Origin of the sequence: Gorillibacterium massiliense (assembly GCF_000455485.1) — a bacterium.
GTDB lineage: Bacteria > Bacillota > Bacilli > Paenibacillales > NBRC-103111 > Gorillibacterium > Gorillibacterium massiliense.
In genome coordinates, this window is record NZ_CBQR020000128.1 from 1 (window position 1) to 18,619 (window position 18,619).

General features: G+C 51.0%; 15 protein-coding genes. All 15 read right to left on the minus strand.

Going from position 1 to position 18,619, the window contains the following annotated elements; genetic code table 11:
- The coding region (locus TJ79_RS16775; protein WP_040951502.1) for a non-ribosomal peptide synthetase at positions 1-3,653 on the minus strand (3,653 nt) is incomplete at its 3' end.
- The gene (locus TJ79_RS16780) at positions 3,625-4,365 is read right to left on the minus strand and encodes an aspartate/glutamate racemase family protein (protein WP_040951503.1); all 741 of its coding nucleotides are present in this window, start codon (positions 4,363-4,365) and stop codon (positions 3,625-3,627) included. The genes TJ79_RS16780 and TJ79_RS16775, both read right to left, overlap by 29 nt.
- 33 nt (positions 4,366-4,398) lie before the next feature.
- Positions 4,399-5,676, minus strand: a complete 1,278-nt coding sequence (locus TJ79_RS16785) for an MFS transporter (protein ID WP_052339683.1) — start codon at positions 5,674-5,676, stop codon at positions 4,399-4,401.
- A 32-nt stretch (positions 5,677-5,708) separates the two neighbouring features.
- Complete coding sequence (locus tag TJ79_RS16790) at positions 5,709-6,467, minus strand: thioesterase II family protein (RefSeq protein ID WP_155987928.1); 759 nt, start codon at positions 6,465-6,467, stop codon at positions 5,709-5,711.
- Positions 6,427-7,062, minus strand: coding sequence for a 3-hydroxyacyl-ACP dehydratase FabZ (gene fabZ / locus TJ79_RS16795; RefSeq protein WP_420319396.1), 636 nt, complete (start codon positions 7,060-7,062; stop codon positions 6,427-6,429). Before fabZ ends, TJ79_RS16790 begins: the two co-directional genes overlap by 41 nt.
- Complete coding sequence (locus TJ79_RS16800) at positions 6,975-8,198, minus strand: beta-ketoacyl-[acyl-carrier-protein] synthase family protein (RefSeq protein ID WP_040951505.1); 1,224 nt, start codon at positions 8,196-8,198, stop codon at positions 6,975-6,977. Before TJ79_RS16800 ends, fabZ begins: the two co-directional genes overlap by 88 nt.
- Positions 8,195-9,412 carry a beta-ketoacyl-[acyl-carrier-protein] synthase family protein gene (locus TJ79_RS16805; protein WP_238323044.1) on the minus strand — a complete coding sequence of 406 codons (1,218 nt, stop codon included), beginning with the start codon at positions 9,410-9,412 and terminating at the stop codon, positions 8,195-8,197. Before TJ79_RS16805 ends, TJ79_RS16800 begins: the two co-directional genes overlap by 4 nt.
- 10 nt (positions 9,413-9,422) lie before the next feature.
- Positions 9,423-9,680, minus strand: a complete 258-nt coding sequence (locus tag TJ79_RS16810; RefSeq protein ID WP_052339684.1) for an acyl carrier protein — start codon at positions 9,678-9,680, stop codon at positions 9,423-9,425.
- A 45-nt stretch (positions 9,681-9,725) separates the two neighbouring features.
- Entirely contained in the window at positions 9,726-10,463 is a 738-nt protein-coding gene (gene fabG, locus TJ79_RS16815) for a 3-oxoacyl-ACP reductase FabG (protein WP_040951508.1), read from the minus strand.
- Positions 10,464-10,519: 56 nt separating this feature from the next.
- Positions 10,520-10,744, minus strand: coding sequence for a hypothetical protein (locus tag TJ79_RS16820; RefSeq protein WP_040951509.1), 225 nt, complete (start codon positions 10,742-10,744; stop codon positions 10,520-10,522).
- 21 nt (positions 10,745-10,765) lie between these two features.
- Positions 10,766-11,974 (minus strand): MFS transporter, encoded by a 1,209-nt coding sequence (locus tag TJ79_RS16825; RefSeq protein ID WP_040951510.1) that lies wholly within the window; start codon positions 11,972-11,974, stop codon positions 10,766-10,768.
- A 230-nt stretch (positions 11,975-12,204) separates the two neighbouring features.
- Complete coding sequence (locus TJ79_RS16830; protein WP_040951511.1) at positions 12,205-13,692, minus strand: phytoene desaturase family protein; 1,488 nt, start codon at positions 13,690-13,692, stop codon at positions 12,205-12,207.
- Positions 13,693-14,030: 338 nt separating this feature from the next.
- Positions 14,031-16,439 carry an ABC transporter permease gene (locus TJ79_RS16835; RefSeq protein WP_040951512.1) on the minus strand — a complete coding sequence of 803 codons (2,409 nt, stop codon included), beginning with the start codon at positions 16,437-16,439 and terminating at the stop codon, positions 14,031-14,033.
- Positions 16,439-17,206, minus strand: a complete 768-nt coding sequence (locus TJ79_RS16840; protein WP_040951513.1) for an ABC transporter ATP-binding protein — start codon at positions 17,204-17,206, stop codon at positions 16,439-16,441. The genes TJ79_RS16835 and TJ79_RS16840 overlap by 1 nt, the downstream gene beginning before the upstream one ends.
- Positions 17,207-17,302: 96 nt before the next feature.
- Positions 17,303-18,604, minus strand: coding sequence for a sensor histidine kinase (locus tag TJ79_RS16845; protein ID WP_155987929.1), 1,302 nt, complete (start codon positions 18,602-18,604; stop codon positions 17,303-17,305).
- Positions 18,605-18,619 lie beyond the last annotated feature (15 nt).

An 18,619-nucleotide genomic window follows, 5' to 3' on the forward strand; every position in this document is an offset into this window, starting at 1 on the left:
GCCCTTTCGCCTTCCTCTCCGTCCAGTAATCCGCTGACACGTTCAGAGTACGCCTTTTTGGTCAGCACATACCGCGATCCGCTGTCCGCTAACATGTAGCGAATCCGCTCCTCCGGATACTCCGGATCGACGGGTACATACACCCCGCCCGCTTTCAGCACGCCCAGTAGGGAGATGACCGTCTCGATACTGCGCTCCATGAGGATCGTAGCAAAGTCCCCCGGCTTCATCCCATGAGCTAACAGCATGTGGGCGACCCGGTTCGACGCTTCGTTCAACTCGGCATAGGTCAACCGCCTTTCTTCTGTTACCACAGCCATCCCGCCGGAAAAACGTTCGGCTGTTTCATAAAACGCTTCGGCCAGCGTCAACTCATCCCGGTAAGGCATGGCGGTAGCGTTCAGCGCTTCATACAGCGCCCGCTCCTCCGCTCCAAGTAAGATCAGCTCCGCCAGCGGCGTTTCCGGCGCCTCTACCATCGCCTCCAGAATCCGTTCATACTGATCGGCAAATTCGGTGATCTTTTCCGGGTTGAACAAAGCCGTTTTATACTCGAAAATGAGACTTAAACCGTCCTCATACTCAACGCCATGAATGGAAAAATCAAATTCGCTCGTCCTACGCTTGCTGTCCTCCCACCGAACCTGAATGCCCGGAAAGTTCATATCCATCGGGGCGTTTTGCAAAATAAACAGCGTTGAAAACAACGACGATCTGCGATTCGGCGAATCGGATTGCAGCTGGTGAAGCAGTTCATCGATGGGATACGACTGATGCTCGAAGGCTTCCAGGCATTGCTGTTTCACGGCTTGCAGCACGTCCCTGAGAGTTTCAGTCTTGGCAGGGTGAATGCGCAGAACGAGGGTGTTCACCAGAAAACCGATCAAGGACTCCGTCACTTGCGGATTCCGGTTGGCATGACCGGTGCCGATCAAGATGTCGTCTTCTCCCGTCAACCGCTGCATAAGCAAATAGTGCGCAGCTAGCAAAACCATATATAAGCTGACGTTCTCTTCCTGAGCCAAACGGTGAAGCTCATCCAAAGTCTGCTTAGACAGCATGCGGTAAACGGCACTTCCCGCAAAATCCGTTTCGTCTGTTTTTGGCAGGTCATAAGGAAGAATGAGCTCGGGAGCAGGCTCGGAAAGCTTGTCCAGCCAATACGATTGTTGACTTTTCAGCTGTCCCAGCCGAATGCGCTCGTTCTGCCAAGCCGCGTAATCGCGGAATTGGATCGCCATCGGCGCAATGTCTGCGCGCGTTCCGCTTGCAAGCGCGGAATAATAAGCCCCCAACTCTCGCGCGAATACGCCGCCGCTCCAACCGTCGGAAATAATATGATGAATGTTCAGGTACATTTTGTACCGATTCGATTCCAGCTTGAACAGCATGACCCGCAACAGCGGCCCCGTCGTCAGATCAAATGGCGTTTGGGCGTCTTTTTCCATAAGCTCCAGGCAATAAGCTTCCCGCTGGCCGGCTTCAACCTGAGTGGCGTCGATAAAGGCAAATTGGCAGTCTCCATGTTCGTGAACGAACTGACGCGGCAATCCGTCCATTTCCGTAAAAGTAGTTCTCAGCGTCTCATGGCGGTCGATCACCCGCTCCAACGCTTCTCGGAAAATGCGGACATCCAATTCACCGGTAAGATCAAAGGTGTTCGGAATGCTGTAAACGATGGAGCCCGGCGTCAATTTTTCGAAAAACCAGATCCTTTCCTGGCCGCGCGAGAGTGCATACGAGTTTTGCGGAGGGAGCACGGGTATGGTTTCTTGGCGCGCCGAGACGGATTGAACCGCCAGTTCGTCAACATACGCCGCCAATTCAGAAATGGTCGTGTAGTCGAAGATATCCTTCAGCTTCAAATCGACTCCAAGGGATTCTCTCAAACGCACAACAACCTGCATGGCGATTAGGGAGTGCCCACCCACCGCAAAGAAATGATCTTCGATCCCCGCACGATCCAGCTTCAAAACGTCCTGCCAAATCACGGCGATTTTTTGCTGCGTCGGCGTTACGGGTTCTATGTACTCGGACGCGTTTTTATGAATCAGATCATGACTTTTTTGTTGAAGCTGCGCTCGGTCCACTTTGCCGTTGGTGTTGAGCGGCAGCTGCTCCAATCGGATAAAGCGGGAAGGAATCATCGCGGCAGGCAGCCTATCCTTAAGAAAGTGGCGCATTTCACGTTCATGGCCGAGAATGGTTTTACTTGTATAAAAAGCGAATATACGGTACTCCCCTTCAGTATCTTGTGTATAGACGACGGCCGCTTCCTCAATAGATGGATGCTCGCAGAGCGCCCCCTCGATTTCGCCAGTTTCCACGCGCATCCCGCGGATTTTGATTTGAGTATCCTTGCGTCCGACAAACTCGACATTTCCGTCCGGGAGATAGTAGCCCAAATCGCCTGTCCGGTAAACCGGGTCATCGTATTCCTGATGGAGCGGGTTTTGCAAAAATACTTGAGCGGTCCATTCCGGTCTCTGATAATAACCTAACGTCATGTAGGGGGTACGGATATAGATTTCGCCCATTTCGCCGATGCCGCAAAGCTTTTGATTTTCATTCAGGATAAGCGCAGATGCGCCTTTCATGGCTTTTCCCACCGGAATCGACTGCTGGCCGTTAGCCAGTTCGCCAATACGGTAAAAAAGCTTCACCATCGTCGTTTCTGTCGGGCCATACAAATTAATAAGCGAAATGCGGTCCGCGAAAATTTTCTGCCACTGGGCTACCGGCTTGACGCCAAGGGCTTCGCCTGCCATCAGCACCAGACGTAGTTGAGGAAGTGCCTTCATGCGATCCGCTGAGTCGAGACTTTGCAGAGCGCTAAGTACATTCCGAAAAAGGCTTGGCACACAGTGCACGATGGTGACCCTCTCCGACTCCAGCCATTTCAGCAGCTTGCAGCGGTTGAGTACCGTGTCCGGATGCGGTAAGCAAACCGTCGCGCCTGCGCAAAGCGGTACCCATATATCGCGCAGCGAGGCATCGAACGTCATGGCCGCCAGCTGGCTGACGCGGTCCTCCGGACCGACACCGAATTCTCCGATTTCCCAGTCGATAAAATGGGCCAAGCTTTTGTGGCAGCCCATTACGCCTTTCGGCTGGCTGGTGGTTCCCGACGTATAGAAGATATAATTCATTTCCCGCTCATCTATGGCGATATCCGGGTTTGCCGAAGAACAGGCTTTGATCGCTTCATTTGTAAAAAGCTTTCCCGCGAAACTGGCTATCGTTTCAGCCTTTTCATCCATCACGACGAAATTTCGAGGGGGTTCCACCGGAAGAATCCGTTCCAATAAAGCACCGTGCTTCGCGGCGGTGATGATCCAATTAGGATCAACCTCGGCAAGGATCATCTTCGTTCGTTCGCATGGCCCGTTGGGATCCAGCGGCACGTAAGCGGCACCGGCTTTGAAGGTTGCCATCATCGCGATGACGGCTTCGATACCTTTTTCCAGGAAAATAACGGCAGGCTCGCCTGCGGAAATCCCGTGATCAAGCAAAAGGTTCGCCAGGCGGTTCGCACGCTCTTCCAGTTCCCCATACGTCATTTCGCTTCCTTCGAAGGAAATCGCCGTGCGAGAAGGAACTTCGGCTGCCATACGCGAAAATCGGTTATGCACCGCAGAATTGGACCCGCTCATGCAGCACCCCGCCCCCTTTCGTGTAGTTTTCTAATTGTTTCCAATTGTTCGCCAGCACCATCAGCGGGTCCACGATGTGGAATCTCCGCTTATCTTTCCGCGAGTATGCATAGCGGCTCAGCAAATGGAACTCCGTGCAGCCGCTTATCCAGCCGTCCGCTTTATAGAGCAGGACGAGTTCCTGTATGCGGGAGAACATATGGTTGATCATCGGATGCTGCTCACCTGCTGTCTTCAGAGAATAAGCAATCTGATGAATCTCATGCTGATGATGCTCGCTCGGATGGATGATATTCGGCCCGGTCAGCGATTTATTGCGGTAGCTCCCTTCCGTTGCCAGCAGCAAATACCGTTTGGAGGAAAGTTGTACCTCCGATTGGATGATGCTGATCAAATTGATCACCCGGGGCATAAGCGATGGCGGCAGCTCATCGAGGAAGGAATGAGCTGTGACGCAAGCCATAATCAAATAATCGACGTCGATTTTTTCCAGTTGACGGCAAATGCTCTCCAATTTGGCGACAAGTGCAGAGGATTCGCCGGATTGCAAGGTGGACGTCCGGTCCGGAAGACTCGGATCGGAGTAGAGGACAAGACGCGGACCTTCCTGTTCCTTGCATGAGATCAAATTTCGCTCGTACACCGTGTTGACGAATGCGGAGGAGGCGTAAGGGCCCATTCCCCCGATAATTCCTACCATCTTTTGTTCCACGATGCGGCCCCCCTTCTTAGCAATTGAATGGCTTCATGCACTTACTTTTGCAGGCTCGTTCGTTTTTTTCCAAATCACCTTTTGCAGCAAAATACCCAGAAATCCTATCGCCAGGACGGAGATGCCCGATACTCTAAAGGCAAACTGGGCACCGAACCGGGTGACCAGAACTCCTCCGAGTAAGGGACCAAGTATGAAAACGAGGCTTGACAGCGATGCGACGATACCCGCAACCCGGCCGATCATCTCTTTAGGCGTTTCCTTTTGCACCAAATAGTTGAAGACCATCATCACCGTGCCGATCCCCATGCCGCCAAGCATGGCGCCGGCTGCGTAGAGCCATTTATTCGTGCCTTCTTGGACCAGTCCCAGCCCAAAGAAGAACACGCCTCCAGCTATGCTGCCGCCTCCGAAAAACCAACCGTACAATCCGTTCAATTGCTTGACTTTCGTGAAAAATCCTCCGACAAGCACAATCCCGATGGATACGGACGCCATGATGATGCCGAGCAGCTCGGAGTGATGCGGTTCGACCTTCCGGAGCAGAACTCCGATCTGCGAGTCGGAAATCAGTAGCACGAAGAGACAGAGCATGTAGAAAATGGTGCTGATCCAGAGCATTTTTTTGACCAACAACACACTCCACCCTTTATGGATGGCTCCGAACAGGTTTTTATGGACGTTGGCCTGCTCTTTCGCTTCCGGCTTGTCATTTACGCGGCGAATTGTCATTAAGATCAAAGCGGATATCGTAAAGCTGACGGCATTGATAGCCAGACATACCTTGGGTGTTGTGATCGTAAGCAATGCGGAGCCGATGAGCGGACCGATGACCTTCGCCATCTGGTTGACCACCGTATTCAGCGTCGTCGCCTGCAGCAATTGCTCTTCCGGCACGACATGGCGGATGAGGGCTTGCTGGGCCGGTGTATTAAAGACGCTTGCCGTTGCGCGTAAGAACACGATCGGTAGAGCCCAATACACATTAGGCGCAAAAATCAGAAACAGAGTAAACAATGCCCGCACCCAGTCGCTGATCACCATGATTTTCTGCTTGGGCAACCGGTCGGCGAGCACACCCGTGTATTGGCTGAGCAAAATACTCGGAATCGCGTAGGTGATCGAAAGCGAGGAGACAATCAGTGGACTTGCGTTCCAGACATAAGTGAACAAGACGATCATCGCCATGACATCGAACCAATCACCGATGCTTGAGATGGAATAGGAAAGGAACATACGTGAAAATACACGACTGCTAAACACCGATGCCGGCTTGCTCGCCTTATGCAAAGTGATCGTTTCTTCTTTCATTTGTTTCCCTCCAGCTTGGGAATTTCGTTGAATTATTTACGTACCGGTATAACGGACTCATTGGCGACTGTCGTCCGAAGGATGCGGGACAAACATTCAGCAACAGGCTCTGTTTCTTCCAAAATAAACATATGGCCGCCATGAAACTGGTAGGAAACAATCGGAATCGTCGCGTAAAGGTCCCATTGCTTCACTTGATCGATCGAACAGAAGCGGTCGCCATCTCCGGCAAATACCGTCATCGGCGATGTCAGTAATCGGCCGTCCGTCGAACGAAAACTTTCCAATGCCCGGCAATCGGCCCGAAGGATCGGAAGAAGCAGACTCAACAGTTCTTTGTACTGCAGCAGTTCAGTAGGAATCCCCCCGAGTTGCTGAAAATGGCCCAAAAACTCCGGATCATCCAAATGCGCCACCTTATTCCGCATCAAATGGGGAGGATTGACGCCCGAGATGATAATCGCGGACGGACGCCGGCCGAGCTCCTCCAGCCGCTGGGCAAGGCGGAAAGCGGTCATTCCGCCCATGCTGTGTCCGAAAAGGACGAACTCATGCGCCAAGAGCGGCAGCATTTCATCCAAATACAGGTCGATCAAAGCATCGAAATCCTCGATCAACGGCAGCTCATTGGCGCCATGTCCCGGCGGATCGACAGCCATAACCTGCCACCCGGCGGGAATCCGTTTCGCCAGGCCGCGGTAAGAATTGGCATTGCCGCCTGCGAAAGGAAATAGGATGAGCTGTCTCCGTTCATCCTTTTGAGCCATTATTTTGAACAACTGCGTTTTCACTAACTCCCTCCTCGCCGCCGTTTACTGTCGTCCCATCCTTGTTATCCGGCTTAATCGCAAAGCTGAGCTCCGCTTTAGCCACCGTTACGCCGTCAACTGATGCCTTGCATTCCAGGATGCCTCCACTGCTAACCAGCTTAACGACGGTGCAGTCATAGATCACTTGATCCCCTGGAATCACGGGTTGCAGAAAGCGGCTTTTGACGGAAGATAGCAAAAATGTATGTCCCATCGCATTTGCCGGATCGGCGCTCAATTGAAAAAGCAGAATCCCGCATTGCGCCATGCCCTCCACGATCAAAACACCCGGAAATATCGCTTGATCGGGAAAATGACCGGGGAACATCCACTCATTTCCGCTCACGTTTTTGATGCAGCGAATGCGCTGACCGGCTTCAAACTCTGCGATGCGGTCCACGAAAATGAATGGATACTTTTGAGGCAGCAGATTGCGTATAGCATCGAACGAATAAGATAAGGTCAATGGAAAAACTCCTTTTTCCCTGATTAGGCGCGGCCGATCAGCACTGCGCTGGCGGAACCGCATAAATCTTGAGCGGTCAGAAGCGCGGCTGCTCCATGCGATAGCGACCATTCTTGCGGTTTGGCAGACAAATGCACCGCGCCGTGTTGATCCTCTACGCCTATTGTGGGCGGCAGCGTGTTGCGTTCCATAGCACCTAAAGCAGCGATGCATTGGAAAATCCCGCTGGCGCCATACATTTCGCCCAGCGTCCCCTTGACTGCCGTAGCCGGCACATCCGCTTTTCCGAGTAAAGCTGCAAAAGCTTCTGCTTCCGCGGCATCCTGCGGTATATAGCCGTTCGCTCCTGAGAAAATCCCCTGGATATCCGGAGTATCAAGGCCGCTAATCTGCAGCGATTGCCTGATCGCCCGGATCAACCCTTTGGCCTGCGGCGAGCCGTCAGCCGCCGGAGCGAAGGAACTGCCCCAGCCGATCAACTCCGCGCGGAGGGTTGCCCCTCGTTTCAGCGCATCGGAACGTCTCTCCAATACGACGACGGCTCCCCCTTCGCCGGGAATCCAGCCGGTACTTTGGCCATCGAAGGGTTTTCCTCCCGCTTCCCAGCATTCGGCGGGGAGCACACCTGAGTGCTCCTGTAGCCACAAAATACGTGGATTCAGTTCTTCCACCCCTCCGACTACAATGCAGTCGGCTCTGTGCTGCTTCAGCAGGTTCGCCGCATAGCCCAGTGCGTCCAAGCCTGCGCATTGGCCTGTCGCAATGGTGGAATTCGCCGCCTTCGATTGAATCCGAATCGCCAAATGGGAAGCCGGAGAATTCGCGAGGGTATTCGGCGCTTCCGCCGGGCTTACATTGCGCGGTCCTTCCGTGATCGCGATGCGATCGTACTCGGCGACCATCTCCATCCCCGCGAAATTGCTGCCTACTACTATTCCGAGGCGTTCCGGATGAGGCATCTCCTCCGCCAGCCCCGCGTCACGGAGGGCTAGTAATGCCGCGCCCATCAAATACTTGGTACTCGGACGTAAAAACTGCAAGCCGCGCTTGCCGAGGAGTTCCTGCGGCTGGTACGATTCCACGGGCGAGCCCCATACCTGCATGCCGCCGAGGTCCATTCTTTCATGCAAGCCAACCCGGCTGAATCGTCCCGACTCCAGCAGTTGAAGCAATTGCTCGGCTCCCATCCCCGCTGCTGAAATAGTGCCCATGCCTGTGATTACAATCGAATCGTCGTCATGTCTCATGATTCACTTCTCCCCAATAAAATGACGGACACGTTTCCTCCGAAAGCAAACGAATTGCTCAGCACGACCCGCACCGGCAGTTCCCTAGCTTGATCGGGAACCACGTCCCTTACGCAATCCGAATCCAAAGTGCCGATGTTGACCGTAGGCGGAATGCGGTTATGATGTACGGCCAAGGAGCTGGCGACGGCTTCGATCGCGCTGGCCGCCCCCATCGAATGCCCTAGCATCGATTTGATCGAACTGACCGGAATACGGTCGGCGTTCTCTCCGAAGACTCTGCGCAGCGCAATGGATTCCGTCAAATCGTTGGCTTTTGTTCCCGTGCCGTGAGCGCTGACGTAACTGACATCCTCACGAGGTAGATTTGCGCTATCCAGAGCGCGTTCGATAGCCAGTACCGCGCCTTCTCCCTCAAAGTGCGGGGCCGTCGGATGGTAGGCATCGCATGACAAGCCATAGCCTAAAAACTCGGCGTAAATAGTAGCTCCCCGTGCAGCGGCCTTCTCATAATCCTCAAGGACGAGACATGCCGCTCCTTCGCTGACCATCGTTCCTTGGCGGTCCTGATCGAAGGGCTTGCACACGTCCGGCGAAATCGCGCCCAAACGGAAAAACGTCGTATAGCAAGCGCGGGACAGCGCATCCGTCCCACCGACCAGAACGGCGTCCAAAATTCCCTCCTGCAGCAGGTCGCTCCCCCAACTTATGGCATAATTGCCTGCGGCGCATGCTGTCGGAACCATAAGGGAAGGGCCTTCTATTCCCAACTCTTCCGAAACTGCTGCCGGGATGCATGATTCCGGGTAATGGCGGATCAACTCTGCCGGCGCTCCCCGCTGCTCACGCAGCCAGAAGTTATGGTCATCCTCGATGACAGAAGCATTGCCCATGGTCGTGCCGAAGCACACGCCGATGCGTTCGGCGGGATACGCCAGATCTTCCCATCCCGCATCCGCTGCCGCCATCTTAGCCGCGGCTACCGCAAGCTGCGTCGTCCTGCCGTACTGCTCCGGATTCAGCACGCTGAAAAAGTCGGCCGGGTCGATATCCTTGACTTCACCGCCGTTGTGCACCTCGAAAATGGAAGTATCGAACGATTCTATCGGGCCAGTTCCTACTTTCCCCTGGCAAAGAGCGTCCCAGAACACATCGATCCGGGACCCGACGGGAGATAGAACACCAAGACCCGTGATAGCAATCCGCCGTTTCATCAACATTCACCTAGCCTTCCGAAGTAACGGCAGCTTGAAGAATATTCCCCACGATACGGTAAGCGTCGTTCAAGGAATGCATCTCGATCAAACCGCTTTCCGGTACGGAGATTTTCATCTTTTTCTCGATTCGTGCCAAAATTTCAATCGCCAGCATGGAGTCGATACCCAAATCATCATTGAAGTCCGCATCTTCCGGAATGTCGTCCATTTCAGCCACTTCTTCTACAATCGTGCGCAATGTCAATTTCCATTTTTCGTTCGTCATTTTCATATCCTCCCGGAAATTTTTATTATTTTGGACTCTCCATGCTTAGGCGCTAAGTCCGCCGTCAATGACTAAAGTGCTTCCCGTGATATAAGCCGCTTTGGGCGACAACAAAAACGAAATCGCATCCGCTACCTCTTGCGGAGACCCCGGGCGATGAACCGGAATCTCTTGAAGGAATCGGGTTCGTTCCTTTTCCGGAATCCGGTCCCACATTTCCGTAGCGATGAAGCCCGGGGCTACTGCATTCACCGTGATGCCGAACCTCGCCACTTCCTTGGCTAACGTACGTACGAAGCCGATCTGCCCGGCTTTCGTTGCCGAGTAGTTGACCTGTCCCGGCACGCCGATCAAACCGCTGACCGAGCTTATGCAAACGATTCGTCCGGCTTGTTGCTTGATGAACCCATAGATCACAGCTCTGGCGTAATTGAACGTCCCTTTCAGATTCGTTTCCATGATCTCGTCCCAGTCTTGTTCCGACATCGTGAACAGCATCTTGTCTCGGTTCATGCCGGCATTTATGACGAGCCCATCTAACCCTCCCAGCAACTCTCTCGCCTTCTCTACGGTTTGGCAGGCTTGGGTGAAATCTTTGGAATCCGCTTGAATCGCAAAAACCCTTGAAGCTTTCTCCCCCAGCTCCGCGAGTAACTCTTCCGCCGCTTCAGCGTTGCTCTTATAGGTAAATGCAACAGTAGCGCCTTGCTCCGCGAGATTTGCGACAGTTGCTCTGCCAATCCCTCGGGATCCTCCGGTTACCAGAATCTTCTGCCCTTCCAATTTCTCAACACCTCCTTTCCCAAATACGCTTGGATCAGCTCTTTCTGCCTCTATATTCAAGGTAATTCTTTTGGAAAAATTATGCACCGAATACCTTCCTGCCCTTCGCCACAAACCATTTGCGTGGCACGCAGTGGGATTTCCAACGGATGTTGCGGAATGAGACCGATTTCCGCGCTGTTCCGCACCGCAATCAAGTTGCGCTGCCCGTTTCGTTCCTCCTGGTAAAACATCAAAAAGACGGAACCGATGTCTTCACGCACCGATTCCGTCTTTTTCAAAAGCCTTTATTCATCACATCTCTATAATCCTTGGCTTCTCTCCACTTTCCTTCCATTTTGAATGAAAAGAGGAAACAGCAAAAGCGCGCCTGCAATAATCAAACCGCCACTTAGCTCATATACCGCCAAGAGCGAAAACGTATCCTTCAAATATCCGGAAACGAACATGCCCAGCACCATCATCCCCATAAAAACAGGCATGATCGCTCCCGATACCCGACCGATAAAAGCCCCCTCGGTATTTCGCACAATGAGCGTCTGGATTCCACTTTGAATACAAGGATAAAACAAACCGCTGATCACCAAAAGAATAATGGTCAGACCAATCTTCGTTGACGCGCCTATTCCTACCGTACAGAAGGCAGTAACCAGCAAGCCTAATAGGAGCAACAATTGCGGTTTCAGCTTTTTGGCTATCCCCATTACGGCAATTCCGCCTACCAACATGGCTGCACCACTGGCCATAACCAACCACTGCAGAAATTGTTTGTTCTGCCCCAATTTCTCGATAACGATGAAGATTTGAAGCGGCTGAGTCACTCCCGATGCCAATCCGATAGCAGCGAAAGATAAGCTGAGCGTTCTTAAGGATTGATTTGCCCAGATATAGCGCAGCCCGGCTGTCAACTCCTTGATGAAGCCGCCAGTATTATTCGCCTTCGGTTCCTCCGTATCACGGGGAAGCGTTGATAAAATGAACGAAGACCCCAGGAACAGAACTGCCGTCATGATGAGTGAAACTTTAATCCCAAACTGAATAAAAACAAATGTACCAACGACTGGGCCCAAAACGGTAAAAACAGCGACAAGGGTTTGGGACATCGCCATTACGCTTTGCAATTGTTCAACCGGCACGTGCCGCTTGTACAGCTTCATAGCTGAGGGCTGTGAAAATTGAGAAAGGCTGGCGGAAACAAACGATCCTATGAGCAGTGCGATCCATCCGCCATTCATGACGGCAAGCAGCACAGCCCCGACGGACAAACCAGACAGCACATCGCTCCAGACCATTGTGCGCTTTGGGCGCCAACGGTCGGCAAAGGTTCCGCCAATAAGGCCAAATAGAAAGATTGGAGCGATTTCCGCAACTGAAATCAAGGAGACATAAACCGGATTATTATTCGTCAAATCCGTAACATAAAGAAGTACGGCATAATTCCGGATCCATATTCCCAGCTGCAGCAGCACCCTGGACAAAATAACAGTTCGAACATAACGATTGGTAAACATGTTTAGCATCCTATTCTTGTAGTATTTTTGATCAAATTGGTTTTACTAATTTACTAATTTACTAAAATTACTGCTTCAGTGTATCTTGGATTTCATCGTTAGTCAACCCATTTATGATGGCCGCTTTTCTATCCTTTTCATTTATCAAGATAAAAGTACTCATAAAAACAGGCCAGGCATTTGCCTGACCCAATTGTTATATGGCGTAATAATTGTTGAGACTACATCTTTCAAATCATAGATTCCGCAGACAACAGCTGCTTCATCAAACTATAACCGCTAAGCATGGCCCCGCCATATCCAGATCCCGACCGCGTCCATGCACCGGTGAAAAATAAACCGTCGACAGGAGTGGATTGAGACAGGCTTAAATGCAGCGACTGTTCTTTCATTTGCGCTGCTCCATAGATAGCCCCTTTCGCATGTCCCGTATAGCGTTGAACCGTTTTAGGCGTGGCCAATTCACAAAAAGCAACTTTTGATCGTATGCCCGGATATCGCTTTTCCAAACGGTCCAAATAGAGATTCAAAATCGTTTCCTTTTTGGCACGATACTCGGACTCGGATAAATCATCCCAATCCTCAAAATGGCAAAGCTGCATAACGGTCAGCGTCGTTATCTGGTCGTCTCGGTTATAGCCAGGAACTATGTTTTCATACGCCGTGATACATAGGGGCAGCTTATCATATTCTCCCTTAGCCATTCTGGATTTTGTAAGATTGGTTTCTTCATCCTCATATAGAAAAATTTCGTGGCACTCTTCCCCGTATTCAAGCGCAAAATTCACGTTAAGGATCAAATAAGCTTGTAATGCCGAAACGCTCGGCTTTATATTTTCGACTTTATTTCTAAAACGCATAGGCAACGACTCAGCATTCTGCACCATCTCCAAAGCGTTCTTAGGACAAATGCCGGAGATCACATGTCGAGCATAAAAAATATGCCCTTTTTTCGTTTGCACGCCGTACGCCCGTTGATGATCGACAAGAATCGTTCGGACTTCCGAATTCGTTTCTACTTGCCCTCCGTTTTCTACAATCATCGCTCTCAAGGCATCCGAAATCGATTTCGATTTCCCAGCCGGATAATACCCGCCATAAAGATGGTAATCCGTCCAAACGAATGCGAAATTAATCAATAATGCTTCGTCGGGATCCAGACCCATGTATATATTGCAATAGGCAGCCAATAAGGCTTGGCACTTTTGGGGGAGACGCAATTGATCAAACGCATCCTGCAATGTGACTTCTCTGTAACGGAATAGCATCGTTTTCGCTCTGTGAGTATCCTTGCTGTCTTCACGTATTTGCTTTACCATTTCGAAAAATTCGCATAGCCCTTCCCGATCATCTGGAAAAATATCGCATAGGCTTTGCAAATAATCGCCACAATCAGACTTTACGCTGAAACTGAAGCCGGGGAAAACAGCCCGGTACAAGGTCTTTGCCTCAAAAAACTCAAGTTTCGTTCGAAGACCCAAATCTTTTAGGATGGAGTCCGTTGCTCCGCCTTCATTCAGTCCGCTCAGACAATGAAGCGATACGTCGAATTCCCATTTCCCCCTGAAAAATGAAGTGGCAAACCCGCCATACAAAAAATGCTTTTCCAAAATGATCACTTTTTTCCCGTTTTGGCTAGCCAATGCACCCGCAACCAATCCCGATAATCCGGAACCTATTATTATATAATCGTAGGTTTGATCAGTGGTCTTGCTCATAAAGTAATCGCTCCTTGACTATCGTTTTCACTCTCGCATTCAGCGTAAATCAACGGCAGCCATTGTGCACCGAATATCGCACTGTTCCACACCGCAATCCTGTTGCGCTACCCTTTCGTTGTTCCGCAAGGAAACAAAAAAACGGATCCAGTATTAAACTGGACCCGTTTTGCAAAAAATGAAGATTTATTCATCACAACCACTCATCTACTTGTGCGGTGTTAAAAAACATTTTTTATCAAGAGGCATTTTCAAAATAATTGAATGTGTCCTATAGCCATGAAGATGGATAAGGGACACCCATCCAATTTTTTAATAATCTAAAACCATCGTCCTTCTTAATCCACAACTAATACTCTTGCATTCGTGCGCTTGATCGCTTTGGATGACGCCCATGCTCCGAAAGATGCGCTCACGATACTGAAGGACGCCATACCCGCGCTAACGCCCCCGTTCAGGACAAGCGGCAGTTGTACGATTCCGTACGTGGACAATACCTGCTCAAGTACGATAGGTAACGCGTAGATCCCGACGAATATGCCCGCGATGGCGCCGATCATGCTTAAAACCGCGGTACCGATCGTGAGAGATAACCGAATTCGGCTGGAGGACATTCCGATCGATTTGTAAATGCCGTATGTCTTACTCTCATTGCGGGTATGAATGCGGTACGAGCTGTAGATGATGATGAAGGCAACAAGCAGGAAAAGAAGTCCGATAACGCTCATGGGAATGAGCAAGATGAGCGCCCCCTCGTTATATACCGAATGGAGGAGCGTCTGCTGCGAGACGACGGTTACAGCGTCCTTGAACCTGGCATTGAGTTCGCTAGCGACAGCTTCGGCCTGCGAACTATCCTTCAACCTTATAAAGCAGTCTAGAGAGCTTCCATCGGTTACCGATAATTCGTTCGATGCAGGCTCTGTAGTATCGGCCACTAATCGGGCCGAGTTGGACATGTTTGCAATGGCCTGATAAATGCCGGTAACTAGAAGTCGACTTCGCTCTCCCTGAATATAGACAACGATCGTGTCGCCCACATCCTTGTTGAACTTGCGCGCCACGTTAACCCCGATGGCAAGCTCGTTTTTATTAAGTGGATTTCGGCCGGATAATGTAAAATATCCGAATTCATCATAGTTACCCTCGAGCTTATTGATCACAATTCCGGAAGAGTCCGAACCGGATTCGCCTTCCACTATACCGGATTGACTATGAGCCCACGCGCCGGATTGGATCCGATCGTCGGACCTCAGCACCCGATCGAATACTTCGCGATTGAAGCCCGACGGATTGAATACGGTCGCAACAACATCGGAAGAATCATAGCCCCATTGTCCCGCCGTCTTCTGAATGGATGCCACGCTGTTTGTGATGACATAGCCGAACACAAGAACAGCGGATGTCAAGATAGCCATGATGAGCATAAGCAGAGAGCTTTTCCGATTACGCAAAATACTTCGCATCCCAATAACGAGGGAGACGGGAAGTCTGCCAAAACCCCAGGAAGGGGAGTTCGATGCGCTTAGTCTGCGAGCCTTCTTGCTATGGTCCGCCTCGGACATGCCGTACCGGATTGCCTGCATGGGTACCACGCGTCGCGCCTTGCCACCGTAGATGAGAACGCACCCGATAACAGCCGCCAGTACCAGGCAGCCCATCAATACGGCGCTCCCGCCGTCACTCACTCGAATTCCGGTGCTCTCCGTTCTCAAAGACGACATGGTCAGCCCTATTAGGACACGGGAGAAAATACCGCTGATCAACGCACCGGGAATGATGGCGATAACAGCTAAAATGGCGTATTGCAGGACATAGACGAGCACCATGCTGTTAGACCGCATCCCCATCGCTCTTAGCACCCCCAACGTTGAGTAATTCGCTAGAATCGCGTCAGAGATAGTGAATCCGATCGTCAGCAGCGCTACCAGCATCATCGCGGTGCCAAGGAAAATCATAACGAAGCCGATTAATTTGTTCATAATAAAATAGAAGGCGGTTATCTCTTCGTAATCCATCTTCGACTCCAGATAAGGCTTACCAAGGAAGCGTTCGAATCGCTCCCAGTATTGGGTGCGTTGGCTGTAGTCATCATAGCGGATTCCCACCATATAGGACTCATTCCCTGGCATCGTTCGAAGCTCATGCTCATAGTCAGTTGGATTCATCCATATTCTTGCCGTGTTCGAAAAGGGTCCGCCATAAGGGAGATCAATGACGATCGCAGACACGCGAAGCTTCAGCGGAACATCCACTTGCTTCATTACGATGGTGTCCCCCACTTGAATGTGATGAGAATAAGCCAAGGAAGTAGGGACCCATACAGTCCCGGGAGAAGGCAATGTCCGGGGATCACCGTTGTCGGAGGCAAATGTGAGCTCGTCTACGCCTAACGGCATCGCTGGAGTATCCATCATGTTGAAATAAAGATTCGGAATCTCCTTGCCCTTATAGATGATCCCGGACAACGTCCGATATTCCAGCAGCTTGGAGGTTTTGACCCCTTTCTGAGATGCCCACCAATCGTGAACGGCTTGCGGATCATGGAGATCCTTCTCCATTGTCAACAATTGATGGGAACCGTTCACCCGTTCATGCAGATTGGCGAACAGATTGCCCGTGTTGGCTATGACGGTCGTTGCAGTTGTTATCATCAAGGTTGCCAGTAGAATGAGCAGTACGATGAACCCGTTCTGTACTTTCCGCTTCTTCAAATACGATAGGCAGAGCGTCCAGACTGCGTTCATTAGGCACTCTCCTTCTCGGTCACGAAGGCGAATATCATCTTCTCCCGATCTTCGATGCTGCTGCCCTCCTCGAATTTATCGAAATCCATCATTCGGCTTACTTTTCCGTCGCGAATCAAAATGAGACGGTCCGCCCGACAAGCCGCTTTTATATCGTGCGTGACCATCACGATCGATTGGCCTTGGCGGTTCAGGCTGGTCAAAATATTAAGCACAGATTCGCCATGCTCGTAGTTGAGGCTGCCAGTCGGTTCGTCGGCAAACAGAATGTCAGGCGAATTAATGAGCGCCCGAGCGATCGCCGCACGTTGCTGCTGTCCGCCAGAGGTTTGGGATGGGAGACGACCGGCTTGCCCGTCTATCTCCATCTTGGTCATGAGCGCCAATGCCTTCTGCTTGACGCTTGCTTTGTTCTTGCCTGCGATATAGCCGGGCAATGCAATATTGTCCAACAAAGACAGATCGGGTACCAGATTGATGCTCTGATAAATGTACCCGATGTTTCGGGTCCGGAAATGGGCCAACTCACGCTCCTTAAAGCCGTCGATGCGTTGATCTTGGAAGTAAACTTCACCCGCCGTCGCTTGGTCAAGACCGCTGAGCAAGTACAGCAGCGTCGACTTGCCGGAACCCGAACTTCCCATAATGACAGTGAAATCCCCTTCGTAAATATCCAAGTCGATGTTGCGAATGGCATGATACTGCTCGGTGCCGGTGGTATAGGTTTTGCATAAGTTCAATGCGTGCATGATGACTTTCTTGTCCATCGCTTACTTGCCTCCCCATTCATGTCTTGCAATCTATGGTAAGGCTTCTTTATTGACGAGAGCTTATCAAGTTATAAATAAAATCTTACAGAAGGATTAGCTTAGCGGAAGAGTCAGATAGAATGTGGTTCCTTCACCTTTCGCACTTTTGAATGATATGGAACCGCCATGCGCTTCGATGATCGTTTTACATATCGATAAGCCAAGACCCGTCCCTTCTGCCCGGGAAGCGGAATGAGATTCGGAGGGTTTTCCTTTAAAGTACCGGTCGAAAATGAAAGGCATGTCATGCGGTGAGATGCCTTGCCCCGTGTCGGTAATTACAATCGTCAGATTTTCCGGCGTATGGTCGAAGCTAATTCGGATCGTATCGCCGATAGTCGTATGCTTGAGCGCATTGGTGATCAGATTAGAGAATACCTGCTCAAGTCGAACGGTATCTACTGAAATGAGGACATTCGGAATGAATGATGGCCCGATAAATTCCATGCCGTTGGTTCGAACGACATGAGCGAGGGGCTCTATAATGGAAGATAAGACTTCACCGCTGTACTGCTCACGTAACTCAATCGAAATTCGGCCCGATTCCCTCAAAGCGTGAATGAGGAGATCATCCACCAGCCTGACTATCTTGTCCGTATTAACTTGCATGACCCCGAGATAATCCATGATCGTCTCCTCGTCTGCGCAAGCCCCTTCCCGAATAGCGTCGATATAAGCTTTTACGATCGTGAGCGGCGTCTTAATATCATGGGAAATGTTCGAGATAAGCTCCTTGCTCTCTTGCGATTGCATCTTTCGTTGATGGTTCAAATGCAATATTTCTGCACGCATGAGATCAAAAGACGCTGCAAAAAGCACGATCTCGTCCGGTCTGCCGCCAAGGTTGATCTTCTCCTCGAAACGTCCTCTCACAATCGCTTCCGCGTGAAGCTTCAATTGTCCTACGGGGAGGAGAATACGCCGCCTGAATTGAATGACCGCCCATACAAGGAGTACGATTAGCATCAAAACCGAACCGAGCATCGTTAGGTAAGCAACAAGCGGGGCTGTGCGGTTAGGTGACGCGAATGCCTCACTAGCCGGGACCGAAAATATGGCGTTTCCGACCTGCTGGCCGATGGATTCACTAACGACTGGGAACGCTATCGAGAATTGATCATGCTCGTCTCTAGCTTCGTGCAAATCGTAGTGTAAATCATATTTAAGATCGATAGCGGGATTGACGATCGGAGACGATGATGAGGAATCGAACACAACCGTGCCGTCTAGTCGGACAAGCCGCATTTGCAGCCCATTTTGCCGGCATAATTGGACTAATCTAGAATTGGCGTTCGGATCGTCAGCAAGGAGCGTTCGGGTTGCATGCTGATCCAGATAAAACATTACTTCACTCACATGCAACCGAACTTG